The organism is Clostridium beijerinckii, assembly GCA_003129525.1.
GTDB lineage: Bacteria > Bacillota > Clostridia > Clostridiales > Clostridiaceae > Clostridium > Clostridium beijerinckii_D.
This window is the reverse complement of record CP029329.1, coordinates 1,852,831-1,878,017: the sequence shown is the minus strand read 5'-3', so window position 1 is coordinate 1,878,017 and position 25,187 is coordinate 1,852,831. Positions and strand designations below refer to the sequence as shown.

Sequence of the window (25,187 nt, the reverse complement as noted above, 5' to 3'; positions counted from 1 at the left end):
CTCTATGTAAACAATAATCACCTTATTAAGGAGTGTATTTATGAGCAATGAAGTTTTATCTTTACAAGAATGTAATCTTTCCCCTGAAATCATAAAGCAAAATGTTTTGACTCACTATAATTTACAAAACTCACGAATTTCAATTATTAAATTTAAAGATACAGATAAACAAAGAGCAGTATATAGAATAGATTTTAAAGAAAAAAGTTATTGTTTGAAAAAAGTTTATTATAATACAAAAGATTTACTATATGTATATTCAGCAATTGAATGGCTATATAGAAATAATATCAGAGTACCAAAACTTTTACCTACTATTGATAATAATAGATTTGTATCTTATCAAAACATGCTTTTTATACTAACACCTTGGATTGAAGGAGAGAAATGTAATTTTGATAATATTAATCATGTCATACTTTCCGTAAAAAAGCTTTCTACAGTCCACTCTATTTCTCGTGACTTTCAGCCTATTTTAGGTAGTTCATTAAAAGAAGGATTTGATGATTATTACATATCAATTTTAAAACATTTTCAAGATTTACTTCAAACATCAAATGAAGCCTTTAAGTATAAAGATACATTTTCAAGACAATTTATTTCAACCTTTGATATGAATTTACGTCTTGCTAAAATTTCTTTAAATATGTCAAATAAAATTGATAATAATAATTTGAGTAAATCTTTATGCCATGGTGATTATGTAAATAAAAATTTAATTTTTCCATCTGATTTAGATCCTTGGATAATAGACTTTGATAAATGCAAGGTAGATTATTGTGCAAAAGACTTAGCATATTTTATGCGTAGATTACTTAAGCGCGAAAACACCAAATGGAATATTGACTTAGCCTTATCTGTATTAAAAACTTATAATGAATATTCCCCTTTAACAGAATCAGATTTAAAATATTTGATTTCATATATTTGTTTTCCACAAAAATACTGGAAAATATCAAGAGATTATTATAAAAATATTAACAAGTGTAATAAATCTGCCTTTTTAACTTTACTATCAAATGCAACCGCAAAAACAGACCTTCAATATGATTTTGCATTAAGGATAATAGATGAGGTACAAAAAGAATTCAACACAATTTTGCTTTAAACCTAGAATTATATTCATAAACTACTGAAAGAAAGGTCATACATTTATTCTAATTATTGAAGATTTTGTTGGAACAAATGTATGCCTTCCATTTCATTTTGTTAGTAATAAACTAAATTTTTTAATATTCCTGCAAGCATTAATGAATGTTTTTGAATATTCAAATGTTCTATTAAATTAGAAATAATCTGAAAAATAAGGTTTTTCTACTGGTATCAACTGTTCCATAATTCGCAGCATATAATATTCTGTCTGTATTCTTCCACACTCATATAAAAATGTAGGACGCTTATATCCCATGAGCATAGTTGTTAATGTCTGAATATCCATTTCTATCAAATTAGCAGCATGAATATCATCAGTTTTTTTACAAACTGTTTCTTCACCATCCCAGTAAACGTTGAAAACTCCATTATTCCATGGAGCGATAGAATCATTTATTTTTAAATTAAGTTTTAGTTTTTGTGATATGGCTAAAAAGGGATATTTTAAAATAAATTCTTGTACATTTATAATCCTTGCCATGAAATATGGCTCAATGTTCTCAACCATTTCACTATCTTCAAATAAAAAAGCCATTGGTTCTCCAGAATAATTATTCCCTTTTACTTCGTTTACCATAGAATAATGTGCACTTATGTAATTCCAAATTCCATGATGTGCTTCAGTATTTAAATAAACCATTTCCTTAATATAAAATGTATCATTCTTAATATAATAAACTAAATAGCCAAGAGGTTTATGATTTTTACTATAATAAATTGAAGCAATAATATTATCATTATCCCAACGCCAATATTCATCCCAAGCCAGTTCATCACGAATCATAGCTCCATGACGCTGCATAGAGAAATAATCATGTACATTAGAAATATCCTCACAATCCAAATCTACACGCTCCATCATTCCTTCTACCGGCCTTTTTTTTGGAAGCTGAGAATCTTTTATTGTAAAAGTGATTTTATCAGAAATAATTTCCCAGCCATGTTTTCTATAAAGAGGAATTGAATAAGGGTATAAAAAAGAAATAGATTGTCCTTCTTCATGCATATGCATAATAACTTGTTTAATCAGTGATTTAATTAATCCTTTGCCTGTATATTCAGGATAGGTAGCAACTCCTGTAATTCCCCCCATATTACAAATGTTATCATGAATATTCACTTTCATGGAGTATACTACAATCATTGAAGCTAGTTTGTCGTGGTAAAACCAACCAAGGACATATGCATTTTGAAGAATAGGCATTTTTGCATGCATAATTTTATCTTCTGTCCAGCCGGTATGCAAAAGATCTTCCATTGTTATTTGAAAAGCATAGCGTAAAAGACCATTAAATTGCTCTAAATCATCTTCTGTTAGTTTTCGCATCTTAAAATCGCCATATACTTTAATAAATTTTTTTGTATCTTTCATAAATCCTCCTTGTCTATATCAAAAATATAAAATTATCTAGATGCAAATGTATCTAAAACAGAATATAGTTGAATATGCTTCTATTTTCCACATCCCATCTTCATTTTATTCTACTTTTTATAAAAAAATAATATTGTTCATCATGTAATTCTTATATAAAAATAAGGATATTGGAACTTAATTTTAAGTTCCAATATCCTATATTTTTTATAGTATTAACAGCCTGAAACTCTTATTTTATCAAGTTAATGGACTACTCCTATACTATTTCTTTATTTTTTAGATTTATCTTTTATTTTTTACTTGTGCTTGTGCTGCTGCAAGTCTTGCAAGTGGCACTCTAAATGGTGAACATGATACATAGTCAAGTCCTATATTGTGGCAGAATTCAATTGATGATGGATCTCCACCATGTTCTCCACAAATTCCAAGATGGATGTCTGGTCTTGTAGATTTTCCTTTTTCTACAGCTATCTTGATTAATGACCCAACTCCTGTTTGATCTAATTTACCAAATGGATCTTGTTCATATATTTTCTTATCGTAGTATGAGCCTAAGAACTTAGCTGCATCATCTCTTGAGAATCCAAATGTCATTTGAGTTAAATCATTTGTACCAAAAGAGAAGAATTCAGCTTCTTTAGCTATTTCATCAGCTGTTAAAGCTGCTCTTGGAATTTCAATCATAGTACCAACTTTATATTCTAAAGTTACTCCCTTTTCTTCCATAACTTCTTTTACAGTATTTACTATAACATCTTTAACATATTTTAATTCCTTAATTTCTCCAACTAATGGAATCATTATTTCTGGAACAATATCATAATTTTTATTCTTTTTAACTTCTATAGCCGCTTCTATAATTGCTCTTGCTTGCATCTCTGCAATTTCTGGATAAGATACTGCAAGACGGCATCCTCTATGACCCATCATAGGATTGAATTCATGTAACTCTGAAACTGTAGATTTTAATTCATCAAAAGCTATTCCCATTTCTTTTGCTAATTCTTTAATATCTGCTTCTGCTGTTGGCAAGAATTCATGTAAAGGTGGATCCAATAATCTTATAGTAACAGGTTTTTCTTCTAACGCTTCGTAGATACCAATAAAATCTGCTCTTTGCATTGGTAATATCTTCTCTAATGCTACTTTTCTTTGTTCTAGATCTTTAGATGTAATCATTTGTCTTACAGCCATAATTCTATCTTCTGCAAAGAACATATGCTCTGTTCTACAAAGACCTACACCTTCAGCTCCAAATTCAACTGCTTGTTGTGCATCTTTTGGACTATCTGCATTAGCTCTAACTTTTAATTTTCTTATTTCATCTGCCCATCCCATAAATATTGCAAAATGCCCTGAAATTTCTGGAGTAACTGTCTTTATCTTTTCTCCATATACATTACCACTAGTACCATCAATTGAGATAAAATCTTCATCTGTATAAACTTTTCCATTAACTTCTACAGTTCTCTTTTTCTCGTCAACTCTAATAGTTCCACATCCAGCTACACAGCAAGTTCCCATTCCTCTTGCAACAACAGCAGCATGAGATGTCATGCCTCCTCTTACTGTAAGAATTCCTTTGGCAGCTACCATACCTTCTATATCTTCTGGAGATGTTTCAAGTCTTACAAGTACTACATCTTCGCCAAGAGCAGCTCTATCTTTGGCTTCATTAGCTGTAAATGCAATCTTACCGCATGCAGCTCCTGGAGATGCTGGTAACCCCTTACCGATTGGCTCAGCCTTCTTTAAATCTTCAGTATAGAATGCTGGATGTAACAATGTATCTAATTGTTTAGGTTCAACTTTTAAAATTGCTTCTTCTTTACTAAGCATTCCCTCTTCAACTAAATCAACAGCAATCTTTAAAGCTGCTTGAGCTGTTCTTTTACCATTTCTAGTTTGCAAGAAGTATAACTTACCTTCTTCTATTGTTATTTCCATATCTTGCATATCTCTATAATGAGATTCTAATTTATTAACTATATCTTCAAATTCTTTATATATTGTAGGATTTTGATCCTTTAATTTTGATATTGGAAGTGGTGTTCTAATTCCTGCAACAACGTCTTCACCTTGTGCATTCATTAAATATTCACCATATATTTTATTATCCCCATTAGCCGGATTTCTAGAGAATACAACTCCTGTTCCTGATGTTTCTCCCTTATTACCAAATACCATTTCTTGTACATTTACTGCTGTACCCCATTCTCCAGGATAATCATTCATTCTTCTATATACTATCGCTCTTGGATTATCCCATGATCTAAATACAGCTGTTATAGATTCAATCAATTGCACTTTTGGATCACTTGGAAATTCTTCGCCTTTTTCTTTTTTATATAGTTCTTTAAACTCACTAACTAATTCTTTCAAATCATCAGCAGTTAAATCTGTATCGAATTCAACGTTTTTCTTTTCCTTAAGTTCTTCTATCTTGTTTTCAAACAATCTTTTTTCTATATTCATAACAACATCAGAGAACATTTGAATAAATCTTCTATAAGAATCATATGCAAATCTAGGATTGTTAGTTAATTCTGCCATAGCTTCTACAGCAACGTCATTTAATCCTAAATTTAAAATAGTATCCATCATACCTGGCATCGAAACTCTTGCACCAGATCTTACTGAAACCAATAAAGGATTAGAATTATCTCCAAATTTTTTACCAGTAGATTCTTCAAGCTTTGCTAAGCTATCATAAATTTGACCTATTATCTCATCAGAAATCTTTCTACCATCTTCATAATACTTATTACAAACTTCTGTTGTAACAGTAAATCCAAATGGTACAGGGATTCCTATATTAGTCATTTCTGCTAAATTAGCGCCTTTTCCTCCTAGTAGATTTTTCATTGAAGTGTTTCCTTCATTAAAAAGATATACATACTTATTTGTCATCTCAATATTCCCTCTTTTCTATAATTTTCTCAATATATTACTATCGATTCCTTCCTAAGGTCTCGTAGTTACCCTAATAATTAATTTTCATTTTCTCCAAGTTTAACAAATAATTTTGTTATGTTAGTCTTTGAGACCTTACCAATTATTTTTATTTGGTCTTTTCCTTCTATCTTTTTTAATATCTCAACGACTGGAATACTATCAATTTCATGTTCAATAATTTTCTTAGCCAAATCATAAGCATTGTCATTTTCATTTGCACAAATTATATTTGGCATTCTAGTCATGATTACGCCAACCGGAACTTTATGTATATCCGTTCCCCCTATTGAAATTTTAAGAAAATCTTTTCTAGAAACTGCACCTGTAAGTACTCCATTGTTTTCTATAAATAATGTTCCTACATCATTAAGAAATAGGTATACGATTGCATCATATACCATTGTATCTTCACTTACTGTCACTGGTTTAGACATTATTTCCGACACTTTGATTTTACTTATATGTGCATAGGCTAATCCACTAGAAGATTTTCCAGAGTATACATATCCAACTTTAGGTCTAGCAGCTAAAGTTCCTATCATTGTAAGAACTGCTAAATCTGCTCTAAGTGCTGCTCTTGTTACCCCAATTCTCCCTGCAAGTGCTTCACTTGTTATTGGTTGATTTTCCTTAACTAAGCACACTATTTCTTCTTGTCTAGGTGATAATTTCAATCTTATCCCTCTTTCTACTAATGCAAGAAATATTTAGCTAATATTTATTACTCTTTAATTATATCATGTAATTATTGTTTGACTAGACTAAATTTTCAGAAAAATCAAATAAATTTACTAATTATTTCTTGTATAATACTTTTATAATATTTTTATGTCTGTTTTTCTCTATATTGATCTTAATATCATTAATCTTCTGAATTTTCTTTTTCTTCATCAAAGTTAACAGTATAACTATATACTGTATCAGAACCAGTATATACATTTTGTTTTGAATCAGAGCTATCATTCTTAGCATCTTTTTTCATTTCATTAACTTTATTTTTAACCTTATCTGCAAAATCATTTGCCTTATTTTTAACATCATTTGCAACTTTAGAAACTTGTTTGTTTATTATTTCTACAGAACCATCTTCCTTAGTTATCTCTATTGTGATTTGAGTTGCTATTGCTGCAATAACTCCTGCTGCTAGTATTGATGGAATAATAATAGCTACTACACCAGCTGCAATTCCCGCATTAACTGGAATATCAATTAACTCAGTATCATCTTTTTTAATCTTTATTCTTGTTACATTACCTTTTTCTATCATTTGTTTGAACCAAGCTTTTAACTCTTCTATGGAGATTGAAGTTTTATTTTCTTCCGGTTCCTTAGAAAATTCATTATTGTCATTTAATATGCTTTGAGTCTTTTCAATATATATTAAAGCTTCTAATACATCTCCTTCACATACTTCTAAAGCTTCCTTTGCTTTTTCATAACTTACGCCTGTTCTTTCACGTACCATGTCAACTTTTTCTAACGTTATCTTTTCCATAAATTATCACTCCTTAATAAATTTTAACATATCCAAACTTTTAGGTTTTCTTGCATAATTATTGCATATAAAAAAAGTAGTCACCTTTTCTATTTCATCTTTTATCTCATCATTTAAATTTAATCTATATAACTTATCTACATCCAGATTCCTCAAGAATCTCAAAGCATTATATGCACCTTTTGATATGAATACTCCATGTTCTTTTGGACATTCATCGCATATTCCTCCATAGTAAGATAAACTTATATAATTTGATGAAGATATCTTTTTTCTACAAATACTGCAGTTATCCAATGTTAAATTATACCCTGTAGTTCTCAATAATTTTAATTCAAATGATCTTATTAGCAATTCATAATTTATTGCATCTGTATTTAATAAATATAATGTTGTAACTAAATTTTTGAAAAGTTCAATATTAACTTCATTATCAGAACATGCAATATCTATGAGTTCACATAAATATGATGAATAAGTAAGTTTATATAAGTCATTTAAAAGCCCTTGAAATGAGTTGATTATCTTTCCTTCTTGGAGCGTGTATAAATTTTTGCCTTTATATAACATATATTCACCATAACATAAAGGCAATGTCAATGCTAAAAACTTACTTTTACTTTTTTTGGCACCTCTAACTACAGCTGTAACTTTGCCTAGCTTTTCGGTATAAAACCAAACTAGTTTATCATTTTCTTTAAAATCTTGTGTCTTTATAATAACAGCTTTAGTTTCAAAAATTGACAGATTAATCATCCCCTATAAATAATTAAGAATTAATGATGAATAATTAATGATTGTGGATGAAATTACGAAGTAATTTCCACCTTCATTATTCATCATTAATTAATTCTATTTCTTAGGCTTATATCCTAATTCCTTTAATAAGTTTTGATTATCTCTCCACTCTTTTCTAACCTTAACCCATATCTTTACATTAACTTTAGCTCTTAAGAATTTTTCCAATTCATATCTAGCAGTTTCTCCAATTCTTTTAAGTGTTTGCCCATTCTTACCTATTATTATTCCTTTATGCGAATCTTTTTCACATATTAGATCTACTTCTATATGATATGTACCAATATCATTTTGTTTCATTTGAATTATATCTACTGCTATACCATGAGGTACTTCATCTCTTAGTGTTCTTAAAGCCTTTTCTCTAATTATTTCAGATACAACAAACTTTTCTTGAACATCTGTTATCATATCATCTGGATAATACTTAGGTCCTTCTGGCATAACTTTTTTCATAAGTTCTATTAATGCATCAACATTTTTTCCCTTAATTGCAGATATAGGTATGATTTCTGCAAAATTAAATTCTTTTGAGTACATTTCTAAACTTTTTGCCACTCTATCTTGTGTACTTTCATCAACTTTATTTAAAACTAAAAATACGGGGCACTTTTTATCTCTTAAAGTTTCTAATATAAATTTGTCCCCTTTTCCTATTTCCTCGTCTGGATTGGTTAAAAACAATACTAAATCAACATCTTTAGTTGATTCTTTTGCCGAATTCACCATAAATTCTCCCAATTTATGCTTAGGCTTATGTATACCTGGGGTATCAACAAATACCATTTGATACTCATCACCTGTTAATATTGTTTGAATATTATTTCTTGTTGTTTGTGGTTTATTTGAAACTATTGATAACTTTTCTCCCATTATGTAATTTAATAAAGTTGATTTTCCTACATTTGGTCTTCCAACTATTGTAACGAATCCTGATTTAAACATTTTTTCCTCCTTGAAATAAGCCTTCTATAGAAAGCTTAAATAACATTCTGCTATTTTATAAATAGTATACTCTATTTATAAGTTAATTGACAATGTACAAATATTATAGAGTACCCAAAGTGAGACAAGTAATAATCCAAATCTTGTATTTCATTATTGGAACTTAGTTAACTAGCTCTGCTAGTTAACTTCCCTTATGCATTTGGTTCCTCGAACTTAGTTAGCTCGTGCACGAGTTAACTTCCCTTAAATGATCTTGGTTGTGCTTATCACTTTTTTATTTTTGTATATATTATTATTCTAAGTTTGTTAAAGACTAAACAAAGTGAAAATAAATAAAGTTAATAATATTCCAAAGATCGCCCCGACTATCACCTCAAGAATACTATGAACTTCCGAATCAACCCTACTTTGTGCAGTTATAAATGCCAATAAGAAACTAAGCAATATGCAAATTGGCTCTTCTGTTATTAATGATATTGCAGTTGCAATAGAAAATCCAAGGGCACTATGCCCACTTGGCATTCCACCCTTTAAAGGAGTTCCTTCCCCAAATATTGCTTTAGCTATTATTGTTGCTATACAAACTATTACTAATACAATAAATATTGTGTATGGCTCTGAGTTTTTAACTTTTTTAATTAAATCAAATGAAAAATTAGATAATTTATCCCAAAATATAATGTATCCAACTAGTAATGCATTTATAGCTGCAATTAGTACACCACCTGCAGCTGCATTTTTAGCTATTTTAGCCAATGGATGATAATAATTTGTTGTCATGTCTATAGCTGCTTCTATAGATGTATTTATTAATTCAGCTGTCATTACCATAGTTATTGTAACTGCTAAAATAAGAAACTCATATTTTGTTATATCAAAGAAAAAACTAACAATTAGCACACCTAAAGATACAATCAAGTGTATTTTCATATTTCTTTCAGTTCTTACAGTGTCTATAATCCCAGTTATTGCATTGTTAAAACTTTCTAGAGTTTTTTTTATCTTCATTTACCTTCACCCACTTTGTTCAATTAACAGTTTACAATTAACGATTAACAGTTATTGTTCAAATCTCTGCGAGATTTGTTTTTTATAAATTCTTAGTTCAACTTAAAAAAGTTCTTTCTTTTGCTTTAAATGTTTACTGTTGCACTTACACTTTTCTATCTGTATACAATTTTTGTAAATTCAAAAGGAATTTGTTCCTTCATTGTACATTGTTAACTGTTAACTGTTAATTGGATTCCCTAGTTATACTAAGTTTGTTTAAAATTTCCTCTTCTCTACATCTCATAACATTTTTTTCTTCATCCTCCATATGATCATATCCCAAAAGGTGTAATACTGAATGTACTACTAAATACGAAGCTTCTCTTTCATAGGAGTGATTAAATTCTTTGCTTTGCTCTAGTGCTTTTTCTAAAGAAAGTACTATGTCCCCAAGTACAAGTTCTTCCCCATCAAAATCAGTTTGAGAAAATTTATAATTTTTATATACTTCCTTAAATACCTTTTTATTTTTATATTCTAACATAGGAAAAGATAATACATCCGTTTCTTTATTTATGCCTCTAGTATCATTATTAATCTCTTTAATTTCATCATTATCTACAAATAATAAAGAAACTTCACATTTTAAATCAACTTCTTCTTCTTTTAATGCAAATTCTATTACTTTTGATAGTTTTTTAATCAACCCATCATTTACTTCTAATTTGTTTTGTCTGTTATCTACATAAATCATTATTTAAATTACTCCTTAGTTTTGATTTTATTATTTTCATCATTTAAATCTTTGATTTTCTCTTTAGGATATTCTATTCTTTGATGATATATACCATTTAATGCAGTTAAAAAACATATTCTAATTTTTTCTATATCCTTTAATGTCAAATCACAATTATTTAATTGACCGCATGATAATTTATCATCAATAATACTATTTACCATTTCATTAATCTTATCTTTATTAGGCTCTTTAATAGACCTTACAGCAGCTTCAACGCTATCAGAAAGCATTACTATTCCAGCTTCCCTTGAACTTGGTATCGGACCTTCATACATATAATCTTCTTCTTTTATTTCGCTTGGATCTTCAGCACTATTTTTCATTGTGTAATAAAAATATTTAACTACTGTATTTCCATGATGTTCTGCTATGATATCTTGAATTACCTTTGGTAAGTTATGTTTTTTTGCTAATTCAAGACCATCATTTACATGAGATTTTATTATCATTGTACTTAAATTAGGAGTTATATTCTTGTGAGGATTATCCCCACCCATTTGATTTTCACCAAAAAAGTATGGTCTTTCTGTTTTTCCGATATCATGATAATAACACCCTATTCTAGTAATTACTGAATTAGCACCAACTTCTTCTGCTGCCATCTCGGCAAGATTTGCAACAAGCATACTATGATGATATGTGCCTGGTGCTTCCATTAATAATTTTTTCAAAAGTGGATTATTAGGATTTGATAATTCTAATAACTTTAAAGTTGTAACCTCATTAAACATTCCTTCTAAAAATGGTAATATTCCTAGTGCAAATATACCTGATAAAAGGCCTCCTATAACTGTAATACCAGCCTTTATTAATACATCTCGAAGATTACTTGATATTAATATTCCTGTGGATAATGTCAGTATTGCACTAACTACTGCAATATTTACTGTTGAATATAATAATTCATTTCTTTGTTGCATCTTCTTTAACAATGTAGCACCTAATATTGAACTTACAATACCAAGTAACATAACTTGAACATCAAATCCATTTAGTGCACCTATGATTATTATGTTTAAAGTACTAATTACAAGTGATATTTTATAATTTAATAATAATGTAAGCATCATAGGTGCACAAGCAAATGGAATTAAAAATGGTGATATAATTCCTATTGTTCTAGCAAGTATTAGTGAAATCAAATTTATAACGCTTATTAAAATCAATTTTTTAGTACTTTTAAATATCTCTTTATAATTTAACTTAATATAATTATATTGAAGAAATAGAACTATTGCTAAAAACACAGCAAGTGCTAAATATACATATAGATATACTGTTTCATTTTCATCATTTAACATTCCTAAGTCTGATAAGATATCTATCTGATCTTGAGTTACAGGTTCTCCTTCTTTCACTATAATCTGATTTTGCTTTATTATAACTTTAGATATATTTTTTTGAGCTTCTTGTATTGTTTCATTTGTCTTTTCTTCATCAAAAAAAACATTTGCATTTATTTGAGTTTGAATAATAGGCTTTAATGTGCTTGATACTTCATTATCTAACTTTAAAGTATCTATTTCTAATATAGCAGCTCCTCTTGCGCCTTGGATAGCAACCTCATCATTTTCATTTATATTTTTTTCATATACCTTATTAATTATATTAATTGTTTTTATTTCTAAATCTGCTAAATTGTCTTTTGTAATACCTATTAGTACCTTACATTGTTCTTCTGTCAACTGAAATGATGTTAACTTCTTTAGTTCAGTTATTTTTTCACTTTCTTTTGCATCAACTGTAGAATTTGCATCAACTGTAGAATTAGTACTTAGGGTTATTAGTTTTTCAAATAAAGCTTTAGTGTTTTCTTCCGCTTCTTTTTTAACTTCAGGTCTTAATGTATATTGTTTCCCCACTTTTTCAAGAGCTTGCTCTTCCTTTTCTTTAGTAGCTTTTTCATCTACGGTATCTCTTGGTGCTTTTATATCTACTCTAGGTATATCTCCTTCTTTTAAACTATATTGCTTTGGAGTTATCGCAGTAGCAAGCAATAAATAACCTATAATAAATACAAATGTAAATAATATAATTCTTTGAATCTTATTATTATTTTGTTTATTCTGTTTTATATTCATGTTATTCACCTTTTCATCTTATAATAAAGTATTTAAATACACGAAATAAAATAACAAGTCAACTATGACTTATGATATTTTTCTTGCAATATCTTGTTCTACAGTAAATGTAACTTTGACTAATATCTTTCCATCATTAATATCATCTACTGTAATTTTTTTATCTATAATTTTAGCATCATTGCTAAGTGTTTTTCGTAATGATTCCTGTAATTTTTCAGTAGCTTCTTTGACTGTATTATCTTTATCTAACTTTACAGTTTTTCCCTCTTTTTTGAAATATATTGTTTTATTAACAACTCCGTCCTTTTCTTCTATTTTATCATAATAATGAAATGGATTTATAGCTTTTTCTAAGTAAATTTTTTTCCCAAAAAAACTTAAATAAATATCACTATTCTTCTCCCCTGTTCTTTCAAGTTTTTCTCCACTTATTTGAACTTCCATAAACTTTTCATAGAAAGTATTTGCTATAACTGTTCCATTAGGTTTCACTTCTTGTTCAAAGCCTTCTCTTCCTTGAATAGGTAATATTAAATCATCACCAGCTTTTACTATATCCCCAGGAATTACTGCTGGATTACCTGAATTAGTATATACTCTTTTTACTTCTCCATCCATCTTAGCAACAACCTGATTAAATAATACTTTTTCTGTAGATGGTGGATTTACCTTTTCTTTTATTACTAGCTTGAGTGTTGATCCTTCTACTCTAATTCTAATCCACATTATTTGACTATTTAAATCTTCCATCTTTTTTTCTATTTCATATACATCTACTTGTGATTTATTAAGTCCTGGTTTGATTCCAATTGATGAAAGTTGTTGTCTAATTTCGAAAGGACTTAAGTTTTTTTGTGTCTGTATGTCTATGGCCCATATATAATTAGATAATATATATATAACTATAAAAAACATTAAAATTCCAATAACCAAGGATACTTTCCTTTTCATTTTCATAAGTAAAACAATTATACCACTTGTTTTAACTATTCTTACTTTTCCTTTATACTTTTTAATTAGCATTTCTGCTTCTTTATAGTCTTTAAAATATATTATAAACCTAATTGTAGTTAAATCAATCTTGACAATATTACATGTATAAATCTCATTTTTCCAAAGTATGTTTAATATTTTTTCTGGCATTAAAGCACTAACTTCTATGGTTATTTGTCCTAATTTTAGCTCATTAAATATCATTCTTTACCTCTCATATGAAACACCCTCAAAAGTTCCACTTATGGTAATACTTGTTTCAGCAATAAAAAGTATTTCCAATCCTTCCCCTCTTATTACGATAAATCCAATTCTAGAATTTATTTTAACCATATTAGTTTCAAAAAATATAATACCCTTATGATTTTCAATTGTTATCTCTCTATTTCCTACAACTATTATCTTTGGTAAATCTAGCGAAATATCTCGTGGAAAATCTAATTTATCAAGTATTTTTTCTTTTCCTTTTTGAAATTTATCTTCCATATTCTCCTCCTACATAAACTTCTTCATTGTAATTTATGATAGGATTAGAAGATTAATACTCAAAATATTTATACCTAAGTATCTTTTTGCAGTTATTTTTTTAATGTACATAATAAATAATAAAAGAACTCAAGATTTTCTTGAGTTCTTTTATTATTTATTATTTAAATATTCTTTAATAATCTGACTTACAAGTTTACCATCAGCTTTTCCTACTATCTTAGGTCTAACAGCTGACATAACTTTTCCCATATCCTTAATGCTATTTGCACCCAATTCTTCTGCCGATTCTTTTACTATTTGCTTTACTTCTTCTTCACCTAACTGCTGAGGAAGGTATTTTAATAAAATTTCGATTTCAGCTTTACACTGATCAACTAAATCTTGTCTATTACCTTTTTCAAATTCAAGCATAGACTCTCTTCTTTGCTTGACTTCTTTAGCTAGTATACTGATGACTTCATCCTCTTCAAGCTTTCTATTATCAGTTTTTTCAACTAACAATATTGCAGCTTTAGCTGTACTAATTACACTAGTTGTGAACCTATCTTTTGCTTTTAAAGCAGTTTTCCAGTCTTCTTGTAATCTATCTTTAATTGCTGACATATTTATACCTTCTTTCAAAAGAAAACATCATTATTTGAACTTTCTCTTTCTAGCAGCTTCTGATTTTTTCTTTTTTCTAACGCTTGGTTTTTCAAAATGTTCTCTCTTCTTAACTTCAGAAAGAACCCCAGCTCTAGCACATTTTTTCTTAAATCTTCTTAATGCACTTTCAATTGTTTCATTTTCTCCAACTTTAATTTCTGACATTTACTATCCCTCCCTCCGCTAGCTAATATTAACTCAGCTATGGGCTTAATAACACATGCTATATTATACAATATTCAAATAAACAATGTCAATAATTTAAGAAAGAATATCCAAAGATTTCTAGCTTAAATAATCATTTGACTTTTAACCTGGTGGCCATTGTAAACATCTTCCTCCAAGTACATGAAAATGAAGATGTTTTACACTTTGCCCTCCATTTTCACCACAATTATTTACAATTCTATATCCGGTCTCAGCTATCTTAAGTTCTGATACTAGCTTATTAATAACCTTAAATATATGTGAAACAATATCGATATTATTATCATTTAAATCATTAGCACTTTCAATATGTTCTTTGGGTATTACCAAAAAGTGTATTGGTGCTTCTGGATTTATATCATAAAAAGCATATACTTTATCATCTTCATATACTTTTTTACTTGGAATTTCTCCCTTTGCAATTTTACAAAACAAACAATCTTCCATAAATTCACCTCCCTAAGTTATAAGTGAGAATTCAACTATTGTATTTGATTATTCGAACTTAATTAACTAGTTCTGCTAGTTAACTTACTTATTCATTTGAATACTACAACTTTCTCTGTAGGTATTTTACATTTCATCCTTCGAACTTAATTAAATTACGCATGTAATTTAACTTCCTTTGGTTCATGGAACTTACTTAGCGATTTAATATAAGTAAAGTTTCATTTTATACTTTATTATATCAAACTTATATAATTTTTCCAACAACATAATCTCCATTTGCTTCTTCTATCTTACAAGGAATTATCTTGCCAACCATATTCTCAATGCCATTAACTATTTCAACTTTCACATAATTTCTAGTATATCCTTCAAATGTTCCTGGTTTGTTAGAAACTTCTTGTTCAACCAAAACATCTAATTCTCGTCCAACTAATGATTTACTAAAGTTGCCTTCGTTTATTGCATTTAATTCGATTAAAGCCTTACTTCTTTTATCTTTAACTGTACCATCTAGTTGATTAGACATATCTGCTGCCTTAGTCCCTTTTCTTGGGCTAAATTTAAATATATGTGTTTTAGTTAGTTTAATCTTCTTTAAATATTCGTATGTTTCATTAAATTCTTCATCAGTTTCTCCTGGAAAACCAACAATCACATCTGTTGTTATTGAAGCATCTTTTAAATTTTCTCTTATTTTATTAACTGCATCTTCATATTCTTTAGCCGTATATCTTCTATTCATTCTTTTCAACGTAGAATCAGATCCACTTTGAAGTGATAAATGGAATTGTGGACATAATTTTTTCATATTCTTCATCTTTTTTATTACTTCATCTGTGAAAAAACTTGGTTCAATAGAGCCTATTCTTACTCTTTCTATACCATCCATCTTTTCAATTTCTTCTAATAACGTTATTAAAGTTATATTTCCATCTAAATCAACACCATAAGACGCTGTGTGGATTCCAGATAAAATTATTTCTTTAAATCCATGTTCACATAACTTCTCTATTTCATTTAATACCTTTTCCGGATCTTTAGAACAAGTTGTTCCTCTTGTATATGGTATTAAACAATATGCACAAAATCTATTACAACCATCTTGTATTTTTAAAAATGCTCTAGTCTTATCTTGATATTCTTCTATATTTAATTCTTCAAATTGCTTATTTTTAAGAACTTCTCCAACCATCAATTGTGGCTTTTGTTCATCCTTAGCTTTATTTACATAATAAACAATATCACCTTTATTTCTAGTTCCAAGAACAACATCTACACCTTCTATTTTAGATACTTCTTCAGGTGATACTTGAGAATAACAACCGACTGCTGCAATTATTGCATTTTCATTTATTCGTCTTGCTCTACCTATTATTTGCCTTGATTTCTTATCGCTCATATTAGTTACTGAACATGTATTTATAACATAAACGTCAGCGAAGTTTTCAAAATCTGTGACCTCATATCCTTCTCTAATAAACTTTTCTGCCATTGCTTCTGTCTCATAATGATTTACCCTACAACCTAATGTTGCAAAGGCTACGAACTGTTTTCCATCAATATTCTTCTTGGCTATCTTTTTAACTTCAAGTTTATCATTACTTGACCTAACTATTTTTATTTGGTTTTCTCCCATTACAGTAGCTTCCCTCCTAAATCCCCTAGTTCATACTGAACTAGGGCAGTTGCTGTAAATCCAGCTGTTTCTGTACGTAATATTCTATTCCCAAGTGTTACAATGTAAGCACCTTGTTCTTTCAACTCATGAATTTCTTCTTCTTCAAATCCACCTTCAGGTCCTATTAAAATTCCCACATTATCTATATTATCCAAATCTATATTTTTATTATTAAGATAATTCACAAGACTTTTAATACCAAAATCTTCTGCATTTTCGTAAGGAATTATAGTCAAATCCATTTCCTTCAACTGATTTAAAGCTTCTTTAAATTCAATAACTTCTTTAACCTGAGGAACAATACTTCTTTTAGATTGCTTTGACGCTTCAAGTGCAATTCTATTTAATCTATCAAGCTTTTTGAATTCGCCCTTCAACTTTACATCAACTCTAGCTGTAATTGTAGGAATAAATTCAAAGACTCCAAGTTCTGTTCCCTTTTGCACTATTAAATCCATCTTTTGTCCTTTTGGTAATCCTTGAAAAAGGTGCACCTTGACTTTACTTTCATTGTTTATGTCTAATTTCTTAATTATACTAACTACAACTTCATTTTTAGTTATAGTTTTTATTTCTCCTAAATATTCTAAACCTTCACAATTATTTAATACTACTTCTTCACCTTCAGACAACCTTAAGACCTTATAAATATGCTTTACATCATCTCCAATTATTTTTCCTTCAGTTTCATTGATATTATAAGGTTCTGTAAAAAATTTATGCATACAAACTCCTAACCGATAGATTTTGCCACTATGCAGTTCCATTCTCCATCTTGATTTATTTCTATAATTTCAAATCCACTTTCTGCAAACTTCTCTTTAACCATATCTACTCTGTCGTGAATTATACCTGAAGTAATAAATAAGCCACCATTATTTAAAGCTTTCTTAACATCATCTGTTAATACACAAATAATTTCTGCTATTATATTAGCAACTACGATGTCAGCTTTTCCATCTACTACATCTAAAAGGTTTCCTTCTAATATCTCAATATTATCTAAATCATTATAACTTATATTTTCCTTAGATGAATCGACAGCAACAGGATCTAAATCAACACCTACTACATGTTTAGCTCCAAGTTTCGCAGCAGCTATTGAAAGTATACCTGATCCACACCCAACATCAAATACTGTTGTATTAGGCTTTACATACTTATCTAAAGCTTTAATACACATTCTAGTAGTTTCATGAGTTCCAGTTCCAAATGCCATACCTGGATCTAATTCTATGATTAATTCCTTTTCACTTTTATCATAATCTTCCCAAATAGGTTTAATAACAATTTTATCTGTTATTTTAACTGGCTTATAATATTGTTTCCAATTATTTGCCCAATCTTCTTCATGCATTTTTTTAACTTCTACTTTGCCTTCACCAATATCAAATCCAAGTTCTTTAATTTCTGTAATCTTTTCTTTTACATATTCAACGATTTCTTCAACATTATCGTCTTGAGAAAAATAAGCTTTAATTACAGCTGCGTTTCCTTTATGTTCTAAAATATTTATATCTGCAAAATCCCAAGTCAATGGTCCTTGTTCTCTTGAAAGTAAATCTTCCGGATCTTCGATTGCAATATTTGGGCAATTTAATTCATAGAATATTCCTGATATAGGCTCTAGCGCCTCACTTTTTGTTATTACACTAATTTCAATCCACATTCCATCCATTTTTATCATCCTTCCTTTAATTCAGTTAGCAGTTAGCAATTTTTGATTAAATCTCTTTCTGAGATTTCTAAAGTTCTTTGTAGTTACTGTGTTGCATCTTTTCTATATGTGTATATTTTCTAGAAATTCATCTTAAATTCGCATTGTAACTATAAATTCTTAAATTCTTAAATTCTTAAATTCTTAAATTCTTAAATTCTTAAATTCTTAAATTCTTAAATTCTTAAATTCTTAAATTCTTAAATTCTTAAATTCTTAAATTCTAGTAATTATAATTCGTCTACTTGCACTATTCAACTAGTAATTTATAAATATTTTATATCTTACTAGCAATTAAAAATTTAGTTTTTATTCCTTGCTTAGTAAACATTTTTTCATGTTCAGTTTCAACATTCCCTTTAAAATCGCTATTATGAAGATCATAAGTTATATATGTAATTTTAAACCCAGATTCTTTAAAATATTCAAGTGATTCCTCAAATAATTCATCATCATCTGTTTTAAAATAAATTTCACCTTCATTTTTTAAGAATGTCTTATATTGTTCTAATTGTCTTGTATGAGTTAATCTTCTCTTTTTATGTTTTTCCTTAGGCCAAGGATTACAAAAATTTATGTATATTCTACTTATTAAATCTTCTTCGTTTAACATTTCATTAATAAGTCCTATTTCTTGAGCCATTAGCTTTATATTGTCCAAACATTTGTTTTTTTCATTATATGCTTCTTCGATATTTCTCTTGGCTAATCCTAAAACTTCATCTTTTATATCAATAGCAATATAATTAATATTAGAATTTTCAGAGCCATGCACTGCTATAAAGGTTCCTTTTCCACATCCAAGCTCTAAATATATAGGTTTATCATTTCCAAAAGATTCTTTCCATTTACCTTTATATTCTTTAGGACTTATAACAAAAAAGTCACAACATTCTAACTCTGGCCTCGCCCATGGTTTTTTTCTCATTCTCATGTTAATTCACTCCATCTTTTATCATTCATAATAATTATACATATAAAAATTTATATTGCAATTTTTATCTAAAAAAGGTATTGTGATGTCCATTACAATTCTTATTTAGATATATTCCATTAAATATATCCTAATATGACAATATTCCGAAGAATATTATCATAAATTCTTCGGAATATGCCTTAATTGTTATTTTTTATATTTATCTACTAATCCTATTAATTCTTCTTCATGTTTTTCAACATAATCATGGAAATTAATATTTCTCTTTTCTAAAAGTAAAGCTAATTCATATAAAAATTCTGGAACCTCTTTTGCAAGTATACAGCCATAAACTTTACCAAGTCTTGCTTTTCTATCTTCGAATGACCCATTTATATGCAGTTCAAAGGCATCTTCTAAATTCCCATCTACCTTTTTACGAGTTCCTGTAAATCCAATTAATGCTGCTTCATGTATTCCACATGAATTTCCACATCCTGATATGTGAACTCTTGGCAATACATCTTTCTTATATCCTTTTTCTTTGAAGTAATCAATTATAGCATTTAATGTTTTTTGACTTTCTACAATTCCAATCTGACATATTGGTACTCCAATACAAGATACACTTTGTTCTAAATGAGTTTCTCCTCCAAGATCTTGGGTAAGCTCTAGCATCTTCTTTGCTTCTTCACCATTTAAATTTCTAAGATACATTCCTTCTGTCATAGTAAGTCTTATTTGTGCATCATCTATTTTATCTAAAGCTTCTAAGATCATCTTTAAATCTTTAAGATATATTTGACCGCCAATTGGATGGAAATAAACACTATATAATCCTTTTTGTTTTTGCTCATATAGTCTTTGATGGTCTACGTCTATTTCTTTACCTTCTTTGTTATACTCTTTTGATGATACTTCTAGCTTTAAATTTTCTTTTTCTTTTACTATTTTTAAATGTTCTTTATAGCATTTTATAAAGTCATCTTTACCCATTCTCTCTAATATATATCTTATACGAGCTTTATTTTTATTTTCATAATCTCCTTCTTTTATAAAAAGGCTTATCATTGCATCTACATAATCTAATACTTCACTCGGATCTACAAGTTCATCATATTCTATGCCAATCTTAGAATTTCTTCCAAGTCCTCCACCTAAATAAACTTTAAAATACTGCTTATTATCTTTTACAACTGCTAAAAATCCTAAATCTGTAATATTGCAATGTCCAGAATCCATATTGCTACTTGAGAAAGATACTTTGATTTTTCTAGGTAATTTATATGTATTTATTTGTTTTATAAAATGCTTATTTACAGCTAATGCATAAGGTGTTACATCAAAAGCTTCAAATTTATCAACTCCAGCTAAAGGAGACATTGCAACATTTCTAGGATAATTTCCACCTGCTCCTCTGCTATATACGTCATGTTCTAATGCTTCTCTCATAATTTCACAAACTCCATCTATTGATAAGTTGTGATATTGAATTGCTTCTCTTGTAGTTAAATGAATCTTTTCTAATCCATGTCTTTCTGCCATATTACAAAGCCATTTCATTTGATCAATATCTGTTATGCCTGAGGACGTTCTAAGTCTAATCATAAAACTTTTTTTATTACGCTCTGCATATACGCCCATTCCACCAGATGCATGTTTAAATTCTGAAACAGATAATTCACCATCTAAAAATTTATGACCTAATGCTCTAAATCCTTCTATTTCGCCTAATAATTCTTCTTTTAAATTATTCAAATCACTTCCGTCACCAAAATTCCATAAACCTCTATAAAAATATTATTAAATTTAAATAATAAGTTACTTTATTAATTCATTCAAACATCAATGGTTTTGACTTTCTAAAAAAATCAAGTAGCTAGTATAATTTTAATTATTATAACTTACCATGAAATTCTTTTATTCTTTTAGGGCTTGCAATGTTATTAATTCTTGGTAACTACCTCCTTTTTATTCATTTGATATTTTTTAAACATCGCCTTTATAACTTTTTTACCTTTTTATATGACTTTTTTACTTTATAAGTATATCAAAAAAAGCACTTACTATCTAGTGACATAAGTGCTTAATTTAGATATCTTATTTATTTTTTTCCAAATAGTTTTTTCTTAGGAGCGTTAGTTTCATCAAAGTCTTCACCTGATGCTCTCATTAAATCATACAATGCTTCCTTTTGCTCTTTATTCAATGCCTTAGGAATATCAACTACAACTTTCACGTATTGATCTCCTTTTCCACTTGAATTAACTCTTTGTATACCCTTGCCTTTTAATCTAAACATTGTTCCTGATTGAGTCCCTGCTGGAACGTTATATTTAACATTTCCATCTACTGTAGATACAGTTATTTCTGTACCTAAGGCAGCCTTAGCCATAGAAACATGAGCATCTATATACACGTCATTTCCTTTTCTTGTGAACACTTTTGATGGTGTTACATTAATCTTTACATATAAATCTCCAGGGCTTCCACCTCTTAATCCATGCTCGCCTTGTCCTCTAAGCGGCATTACATTTCCTGTATCAACACCTGCTGGTATGTTAACTTTTATATTTCTTGTCTTTCTAACATTACCTTTTCCTCTACAATGTGAGCATGGTTTTTCTATTATTTTACCAGTACCCCTACATGTATCACATGTTGATGTTGAAACAAAGCTTCCAAGAGGAGTTTGTCTTTGTACTCTTACTTGTCCTTGACCACCACAGGTTGGGCAAGTCTTTGAATTAGTTCCTGGTTCTGCTCCACTTCCATGACATTGCTCACAATTTTCACTTCTAGTAACTGATATTTCTTTCTCGGCCCCAAAAACAGCTTCTTCAAAAGTTAATGTTATTGTATACTCAATATCATTTCCTCTTACTGGACCATTCTTTCTTCTAGCATTTCCGCCGCCACCACCAAAGAATGACTCGAAAATATCACCAAAACCGCCCATATCAAAGCCATCGAAGCCTCCGCCACCAAAGCCTCCACTACCATCAAAAGCAGCTGATCCAAATTGATCATACTTAGCTCTCTTTTCAGGATCTGAGAGAATTTGATAAGCTTCATTTATTTCCTTAAACTTTTCTTCGGCTTCAGCATTTCCTTGATTTTTATCTGGATGATATTTTACTGCTAATTTTCTAAAGGCTCTTTTTATTTCATCATCACCTGCACCTTTTTCAAGTCCAAGTAATTCATAATAGTCTTTACTTGCCATTTGTATATATTCACCACCTGGTTTTATTTTTAATTTAAGCATATTTTAAAAAATAACAAGTTATATTATACTCGATTTTGTATCATGTTGCATTAGTAATACTTGCTAATAGTACATATAATAAACTAGTAGTATTCTCTCCCCTGCACAATATATACATTACATCTTTTACTTGTTCTTTTCTTATGCTTTAGAAAAAGGGAAGACGAGTTTGCCTTCCCTATTTCACTAATGAAACCCGACTCACATACGTTCGCTGGGTAAGTTCGAAGAGCGAAATATAAAATTTCGATTCTCACTTATATTAGATAATTAGTATTTAGTCACCTATTTATCTTATTTGTCTTCATCTACCTTGAAATCTGCATCTACAACATTATCATCATGTGGTGCACTTTGAGCTCCTCCAGCTGCTGCATTTGGATCAACTCCTGCTCCATCTGCTCCTCCAGCTTGTTGATACATCTTTGTAGCTATTGGATAGAATGCTTGGTTTACTGCTTCAATTGCAGCTTTAACAGCTTCTACATCATCACTATCTTTAAGCTTCTTAAGCTCTTCAATTTTAGCTTGAACTCCAACCTTTTCTTCATCTGTAGCTTTATCGCCAACTTCTCCTAATGTTTTTTCTATTTGATAGATTGTTTGATCTGCAGTGTTTGCAGTTTCAACTTTTTCTTTTCTCTTCTTATCTTCTTCAGCAAATTTTTCAGCTTCTTTTACAGCCTTATCAACTTCATCATCATTTAAGTTAGTTGAAGCTGTAATTGTGATATTAGCTTCTTTTCCAGTTCCTTTATCTAAAGCTGATACCTTAACAATACCATTAGCATCTATATCAAATGTTACTTCGATTTGAGGAATTCCTCTTGGTGCTGGAGCTATTCCTGAAAGTGTGAATTGTCCAAGTGACTTATTATCCATAGCCATTTGTCTTTCACCTTGAACTACATTGATTTCAACTGATGTTTGACTATCTGCAGCAGTTGAGAATACTTGGCTCTTCTTTGTTGGTATAGTTGTATTTCTTTCGATTAATGGAGTAGCGATTCCACCTGCTGTTTCAATTCCTAGTGTTAATGGAGTAACATCAAGTAATACTATATCTTTAACTTCTCCTGTTAATACACCTGCTTGAATAGCTGCACCAACTGCGACGCATTCATCTGGATTAACCCCCTTAGATGGTTCTTTTCCTGTAAAGTTCTTAACTGCATCTACTACTGCAGGAATTCTTGTTGATCCACCCACTAAGATTATTTTTTCAATGTCACTTAATGAAAGTTTAGCATCAGCTAATGCTTTTTTCATTGGTTCAATTGATCTTTGAACTAAGTCATTAGTAATTTCATTGAATTTAGCTCTAGTTAAAGTTAAATCTATATGTTTTGGACCTGTTGCATCTGCTGTAATAAATGGTAAGTTAATACTTGTTTGAGTTGATGCTGATAATTCAATCTTAGCTTTTTCAGCAGCTTCTTTTAATCTTTGAAGTGCCATTTTATCTTGCATTAAATCAATTCCATTTTCAGCTTTGAATGTATCTGCAATAAAGTGCATGATCTTTTCATCAAAGTCATCTCCACCAAGTTTTGTATCTCCATTAGTTGATAATACTTCGAATACTCCATCTCCAAGATCTAGAATAGATACGTCGAAAGTACCACCACCTAAATCATAAACTAATATTTTATGATTATTATCTGTTTTATCTAAACCATAAGCTAGTGCTGCTGCTGTTGGTTCATTTATTATTCTTAAAACTTCAAGGCCTGCAATCTTTCCTGCATCTTTTGTTGCTTGTCTTTGGCTATCATTAAAGTAAGCTGGTACAGTTATAACTGCTTGTGTTACTGTTTCGCCTAAATAAGACTCAGCATCTGCTTTGATTTTTTGAAGTACCATAGCTGAAATTTCTTGTGGTGAATAATTTTTTCCATCTATATCAACTTTGTATCCAGTTCCCATATGTCTCTTTATTGAGATAATTGTTTTATCTGGATTTGTTATTGATTGTCTTTTTGCAACTTGACCAACTAATCTTTCTCCACTTGCTTGAAATGATACTACTGATGGAGTAGTTCTAGATCCCTCTGCATTTGCAATAACAGTTGGTTCTCCACCTTCCATAACTGCTACACATGAATTTGTAGTTCCTAAATCAATTCCTATAATTTTTCCCATAATATATTCCTCCTAAAACTTTATTAGTTTATTTTAATTTGAATTTTGCATTTAATTATTTTTATCTTTTAACTATATTGTTAAAA

The 25,187-nt window shown here is 29.4% G+C and carries 22 protein-coding genes; 1 reads left to right on the top strand and 21 read right to left on the bottom strand.

The features are described 5' to 3' along the window. Nucleotides 1–40 precede the first annotated feature (40 nt). Nucleotides 41–1,108, top strand: a complete 1,068-nt coding sequence (locus tag DIC82_08225) for a CotS family spore coat protein (protein ID AWK51008.1) — start codon at nucleotides 41–43, stop codon at nucleotides 1,106–1,108. Nucleotides 1,109–1,285: 177 nt separating this feature from the next. Here DIC82_08225 and DIC82_08220 read toward each other — a convergent pair whose 3' ends face one another. The 21 genes from DIC82_08220 to DIC82_08120 form a co-directional block, all read right to left on the bottom strand. Further along, nucleotides 1,286–2,524: a GNAT family N-acetyltransferase gene (locus DIC82_08220; GenBank protein ID AWK51007.1), complete on the bottom strand. Its 1,239-nt coding sequence runs from the start codon at nucleotides 2,522–2,524 to the stop codon at nucleotides 1,286–1,288. Nucleotides 2,525–2,809: 285 nt separating this feature from the next. Then, nucleotides 2,810–5,437, bottom strand: coding sequence for a pyruvate, phosphate dikinase (locus tag DIC82_08215; GenBank protein AWK51006.1), 2,628 nt, complete (start codon nucleotides 5,435–5,437; stop codon nucleotides 2,810–2,812). An 80-nt stretch (nucleotides 5,438–5,517) separates the two neighbouring features. Further along, the gene (locus DIC82_08210; protein ID AWK51005.1) at nucleotides 5,518–6,156 is read right to left on the bottom strand and encodes a transcriptional regulator; all 639 of its coding nucleotides are present in this window, start codon (nucleotides 6,154–6,156) and stop codon (nucleotides 5,518–5,520) included. Between the two features lie 188 nt (nucleotides 6,157–6,344). Continuing rightward, nucleotides 6,345–6,977, bottom strand: coding sequence for a ubiquitin (locus DIC82_08205; protein ID AWK51004.1), 633 nt, complete (start codon nucleotides 6,975–6,977; stop codon nucleotides 6,345–6,347). 6 nt (nucleotides 6,978–6,983) lie between these two features. Beyond that, entirely contained in the window at nucleotides 6,984–7,733 is a 750-nt protein-coding gene (locus DIC82_08200; protein ID AWK51003.1) for a DNA repair protein RecO, read from the bottom strand. A 96-nt stretch (nucleotides 7,734–7,829) separates the two neighbouring features. Further along, nucleotides 7,830–8,720, bottom strand: coding sequence for a GTPase Era (locus DIC82_08195; protein AWK51002.1), 891 nt, complete (start codon nucleotides 8,718–8,720; stop codon nucleotides 7,830–7,832). 309 nt (nucleotides 8,721–9,029) lie between these two features. Continuing rightward, nucleotides 9,030–9,731, bottom strand: coding sequence for a diacylglycerol kinase (locus DIC82_08190; GenBank protein ID AWK51001.1), 702 nt, complete (start codon nucleotides 9,729–9,731; stop codon nucleotides 9,030–9,032). A gap of 226 nt (nucleotides 9,732–9,957) precedes the next feature. Next, nucleotides 9,958–10,467, bottom strand: coding sequence for an rRNA maturation RNase YbeY (locus DIC82_08185; GenBank protein ID AWK51000.1), 510 nt, complete (start codon nucleotides 10,465–10,467; stop codon nucleotides 9,958–9,960). Nucleotides 10,468–10,475: 8 nt separating this feature from the next. Continuing rightward, on the bottom strand, nucleotides 10,476–12,593 hold the full coding sequence (locus DIC82_08180) for a phosphohydrolase (protein ID AWK50999.1): 2,118 nt from the start codon (nucleotides 12,591–12,593) through the stop codon (nucleotides 10,476–10,478). A gap of 69 nt (nucleotides 12,594–12,662) precedes the next feature. Beyond that, nucleotides 12,663–13,790, bottom strand: coding sequence for a sporulation protein YqfD (gene yqfD, locus DIC82_08175; protein AWK53050.1), 1,128 nt, complete (start codon nucleotides 13,788–13,790; stop codon nucleotides 12,663–12,665). 6 nt (nucleotides 13,791–13,796) lie between these two features. Continuing rightward, a complete protein-coding gene (gene yqfC, locus DIC82_08170) occupies nucleotides 13,797–14,075 on the bottom strand; it encodes a sporulation protein YqfC (GenBank protein ID AWK50998.1) in 279 nt (92 codons plus the stop codon). A gap of 153 nt (nucleotides 14,076–14,228) precedes the next feature. Beyond that, nucleotides 14,229–14,681 carry an aspartyl-tRNA amidotransferase gene (locus DIC82_08165; GenBank protein ID AWK50997.1) on the bottom strand — a complete coding sequence of 151 codons (453 nt, stop codon included), beginning with the start codon at nucleotides 14,679–14,681 and terminating at the stop codon, nucleotides 14,229–14,231. A 30-nt stretch (nucleotides 14,682–14,711) separates the two neighbouring features. Further along, nucleotides 14,712–14,888 (bottom strand): 30S ribosomal protein S21, encoded by a 177-nt coding sequence (locus tag DIC82_08160; GenBank protein AWK50996.1) that lies wholly within the window; start codon nucleotides 14,886–14,888, stop codon nucleotides 14,712–14,714. Nucleotides 14,889–15,032: 144 nt separating this feature from the next. Further along, the gene (locus DIC82_08155; protein ID AWK50995.1) at nucleotides 15,033–15,377 is read right to left on the bottom strand and encodes a histidine triad nucleotide-binding protein; all 345 of its coding nucleotides are present in this window, start codon (nucleotides 15,375–15,377) and stop codon (nucleotides 15,033–15,035) included. 247 nt (nucleotides 15,378–15,624) lie between these two features. After that, entirely contained in the window at nucleotides 15,625–17,016 is a 1,392-nt protein-coding gene (locus DIC82_08150) for a tRNA (N(6)-L-threonylcarbamoyladenosine(37)-C(2))-methylthiotransferase MtaB (protein ID AWK50994.1), read from the bottom strand. After that, nucleotides 17,016–17,783, bottom strand: coding sequence for a 16S rRNA methyltransferase (locus DIC82_08145; GenBank protein ID AWK50993.1), 768 nt, complete (start codon nucleotides 17,781–17,783; stop codon nucleotides 17,016–17,018). The genes DIC82_08150 and DIC82_08145 overlap by 1 nt, the downstream gene beginning before the upstream one ends. 8 nt (nucleotides 17,784–17,791) lie before the next feature. Then, the gene (locus DIC82_08140) at nucleotides 17,792–18,736 is read right to left on the bottom strand and encodes a 50S ribosomal protein L11 methyltransferase (protein AWK50992.1); all 945 of its coding nucleotides are present in this window, start codon (nucleotides 18,734–18,736) and stop codon (nucleotides 17,792–17,794) included. A 316-nt stretch (nucleotides 18,737–19,052) separates the two neighbouring features. Beyond that, entirely contained in the window at nucleotides 19,053–19,709 is a 657-nt protein-coding gene (locus tag DIC82_08135) for a tRNA (guanosine(46)-N7)-methyltransferase TrmB (protein AWK50991.1), read from the bottom strand. A 189-nt stretch (nucleotides 19,710–19,898) separates the two neighbouring features. Further along, the gene (locus DIC82_08130; protein AWK50990.1) at nucleotides 19,899–21,449 is read right to left on the bottom strand and encodes a ferredoxin--nitrite reductase; all 1,551 of its coding nucleotides are present in this window, start codon (nucleotides 21,447–21,449) and stop codon (nucleotides 19,899–19,901) included. A gap of 346 nt (nucleotides 21,450–21,795) precedes the next feature. Next, a complete protein-coding gene (dnaJ, locus tag DIC82_08125; protein ID AWK50989.1) occupies nucleotides 21,796–22,917 on the bottom strand; it encodes a molecular chaperone DnaJ in 1,122 nt (373 codons plus the stop codon). 336 nt (nucleotides 22,918–23,253) lie between these two features. After that, a complete protein-coding gene (locus DIC82_08120; GenBank protein ID AWK50988.1) occupies nucleotides 23,254–25,101 on the bottom strand; it encodes a molecular chaperone DnaK in 1,848 nt (615 codons plus the stop codon). Nucleotides 25,102–25,187 lie beyond the last annotated feature (86 nt).

Bases quoted from the DNA above. Each gene is read 5' to 3' on its own strand.
- DIC82_08140 (AWK50992.1), bottom strand. From the start codon at position 18,736: ATGGATGGAATGTGGATTGAAATTAGTGTAATAACAAAAAGTGAGGCG.
- DIC82_08180 (AWK50999.1), bottom strand. From the start codon at position 12,593: ATGAATATAAAACAGAATAAACAAAATAATAATAAGATTCAAAGAATT.
- DIC82_08160 (AWK50996.1), bottom strand. From the start codon at position 14,888: ATGTCAGAAATTAAAGTTGGAGAAAATGAAACAATTGAAAGTGCATTA.
- DIC82_08120 (AWK50988.1), bottom strand. From the start codon at position 25,101: ATGGGAAAAATTATAGGAATTGATTTAGGAACTACAAATTCATGTGTA.
- dnaJ (AWK50989.1), bottom strand. From the start codon at position 22,917: ATGGCAAGTAAAGACTATTATGAATTACTTGGACTTGAAAAAGGTGCA.
- DIC82_08220 (AWK51007.1), bottom strand. From the start codon at position 2,524: ATGAAAGATACAAAAAAATTTATTAAAGTATATGGCGATTTTAAGATG.
- DIC82_08195 (AWK51002.1), bottom strand. From the start codon at position 8,720: ATGTTTAAATCAGGATTCGTTACAATAGTTGGAAGACCAAATGTAGGA.
- DIC82_08145 (AWK50993.1), bottom strand. From the start codon at position 17,783: ATGCATAAATTTTTTACAGAACCTTATAATATCAATGAAACTGAAGGA.
- DIC82_08190 (AWK51001.1), bottom strand. From the start codon at position 9,731: ATGAAGATAAAAAAAACTCTAGAAAGTTTTAACAATGCAATAACTGGG.
- DIC82_08205 (AWK51004.1), bottom strand. From the start codon at position 6,977: ATGGAAAAGATAACGTTAGAAAAAGTTGACATGGTACGTGAAAGAACA.
- DIC82_08200 (AWK51003.1), bottom strand. From the start codon at position 7,733: ATGATTAATCTGTCAATTTTTGAAACTAAAGCTGTTATTATAAAGACA.
- DIC82_08165 (AWK50997.1), bottom strand. From the start codon at position 14,681: ATGTCAGCAATTAAAGATAGATTACAAGAAGACTGGAAAACTGCTTTA.
- yqfC (AWK50998.1), bottom strand. From the start codon at position 14,075: ATGGAAGATAAATTTCAAAAAGGAAAAGAAAAAATACTTGATAAATTA.
- DIC82_08215 (AWK51006.1), bottom strand. From the start codon at position 5,437: ATGACAAATAAGTATGTATATCTTTTTAATGAAGGAAACACTTCAATG.
- DIC82_08185 (AWK51000.1), bottom strand. From the start codon at position 10,467: ATGATTTATGTAGATAACAGACAAAACAAATTAGAAGTAAATGATGGG.
- DIC82_08135 (AWK50991.1), bottom strand. From the start codon at position 19,709: ATGAGAATGAGAAAAAAACCATGGGCGAGGCCAGAGTTAGAATGTTGT.
- DIC82_08155 (AWK50995.1), bottom strand. From the start codon at position 15,377: ATGGAAGATTGTTTGTTTTGTAAAATTGCAAAGGGAGAAATTCCAAGT.
- DIC82_08150 (AWK50994.1), bottom strand. From the start codon at position 17,016: ATGGGAGAAAACCAAATAAAAATAGTTAGGTCAAGTAATGATAAACTT.
- DIC82_08225 (AWK51008.1), top strand. From the start codon at position 41: ATGAGCAATGAAGTTTTATCTTTACAAGAATGTAATCTTTCCCCTGAA.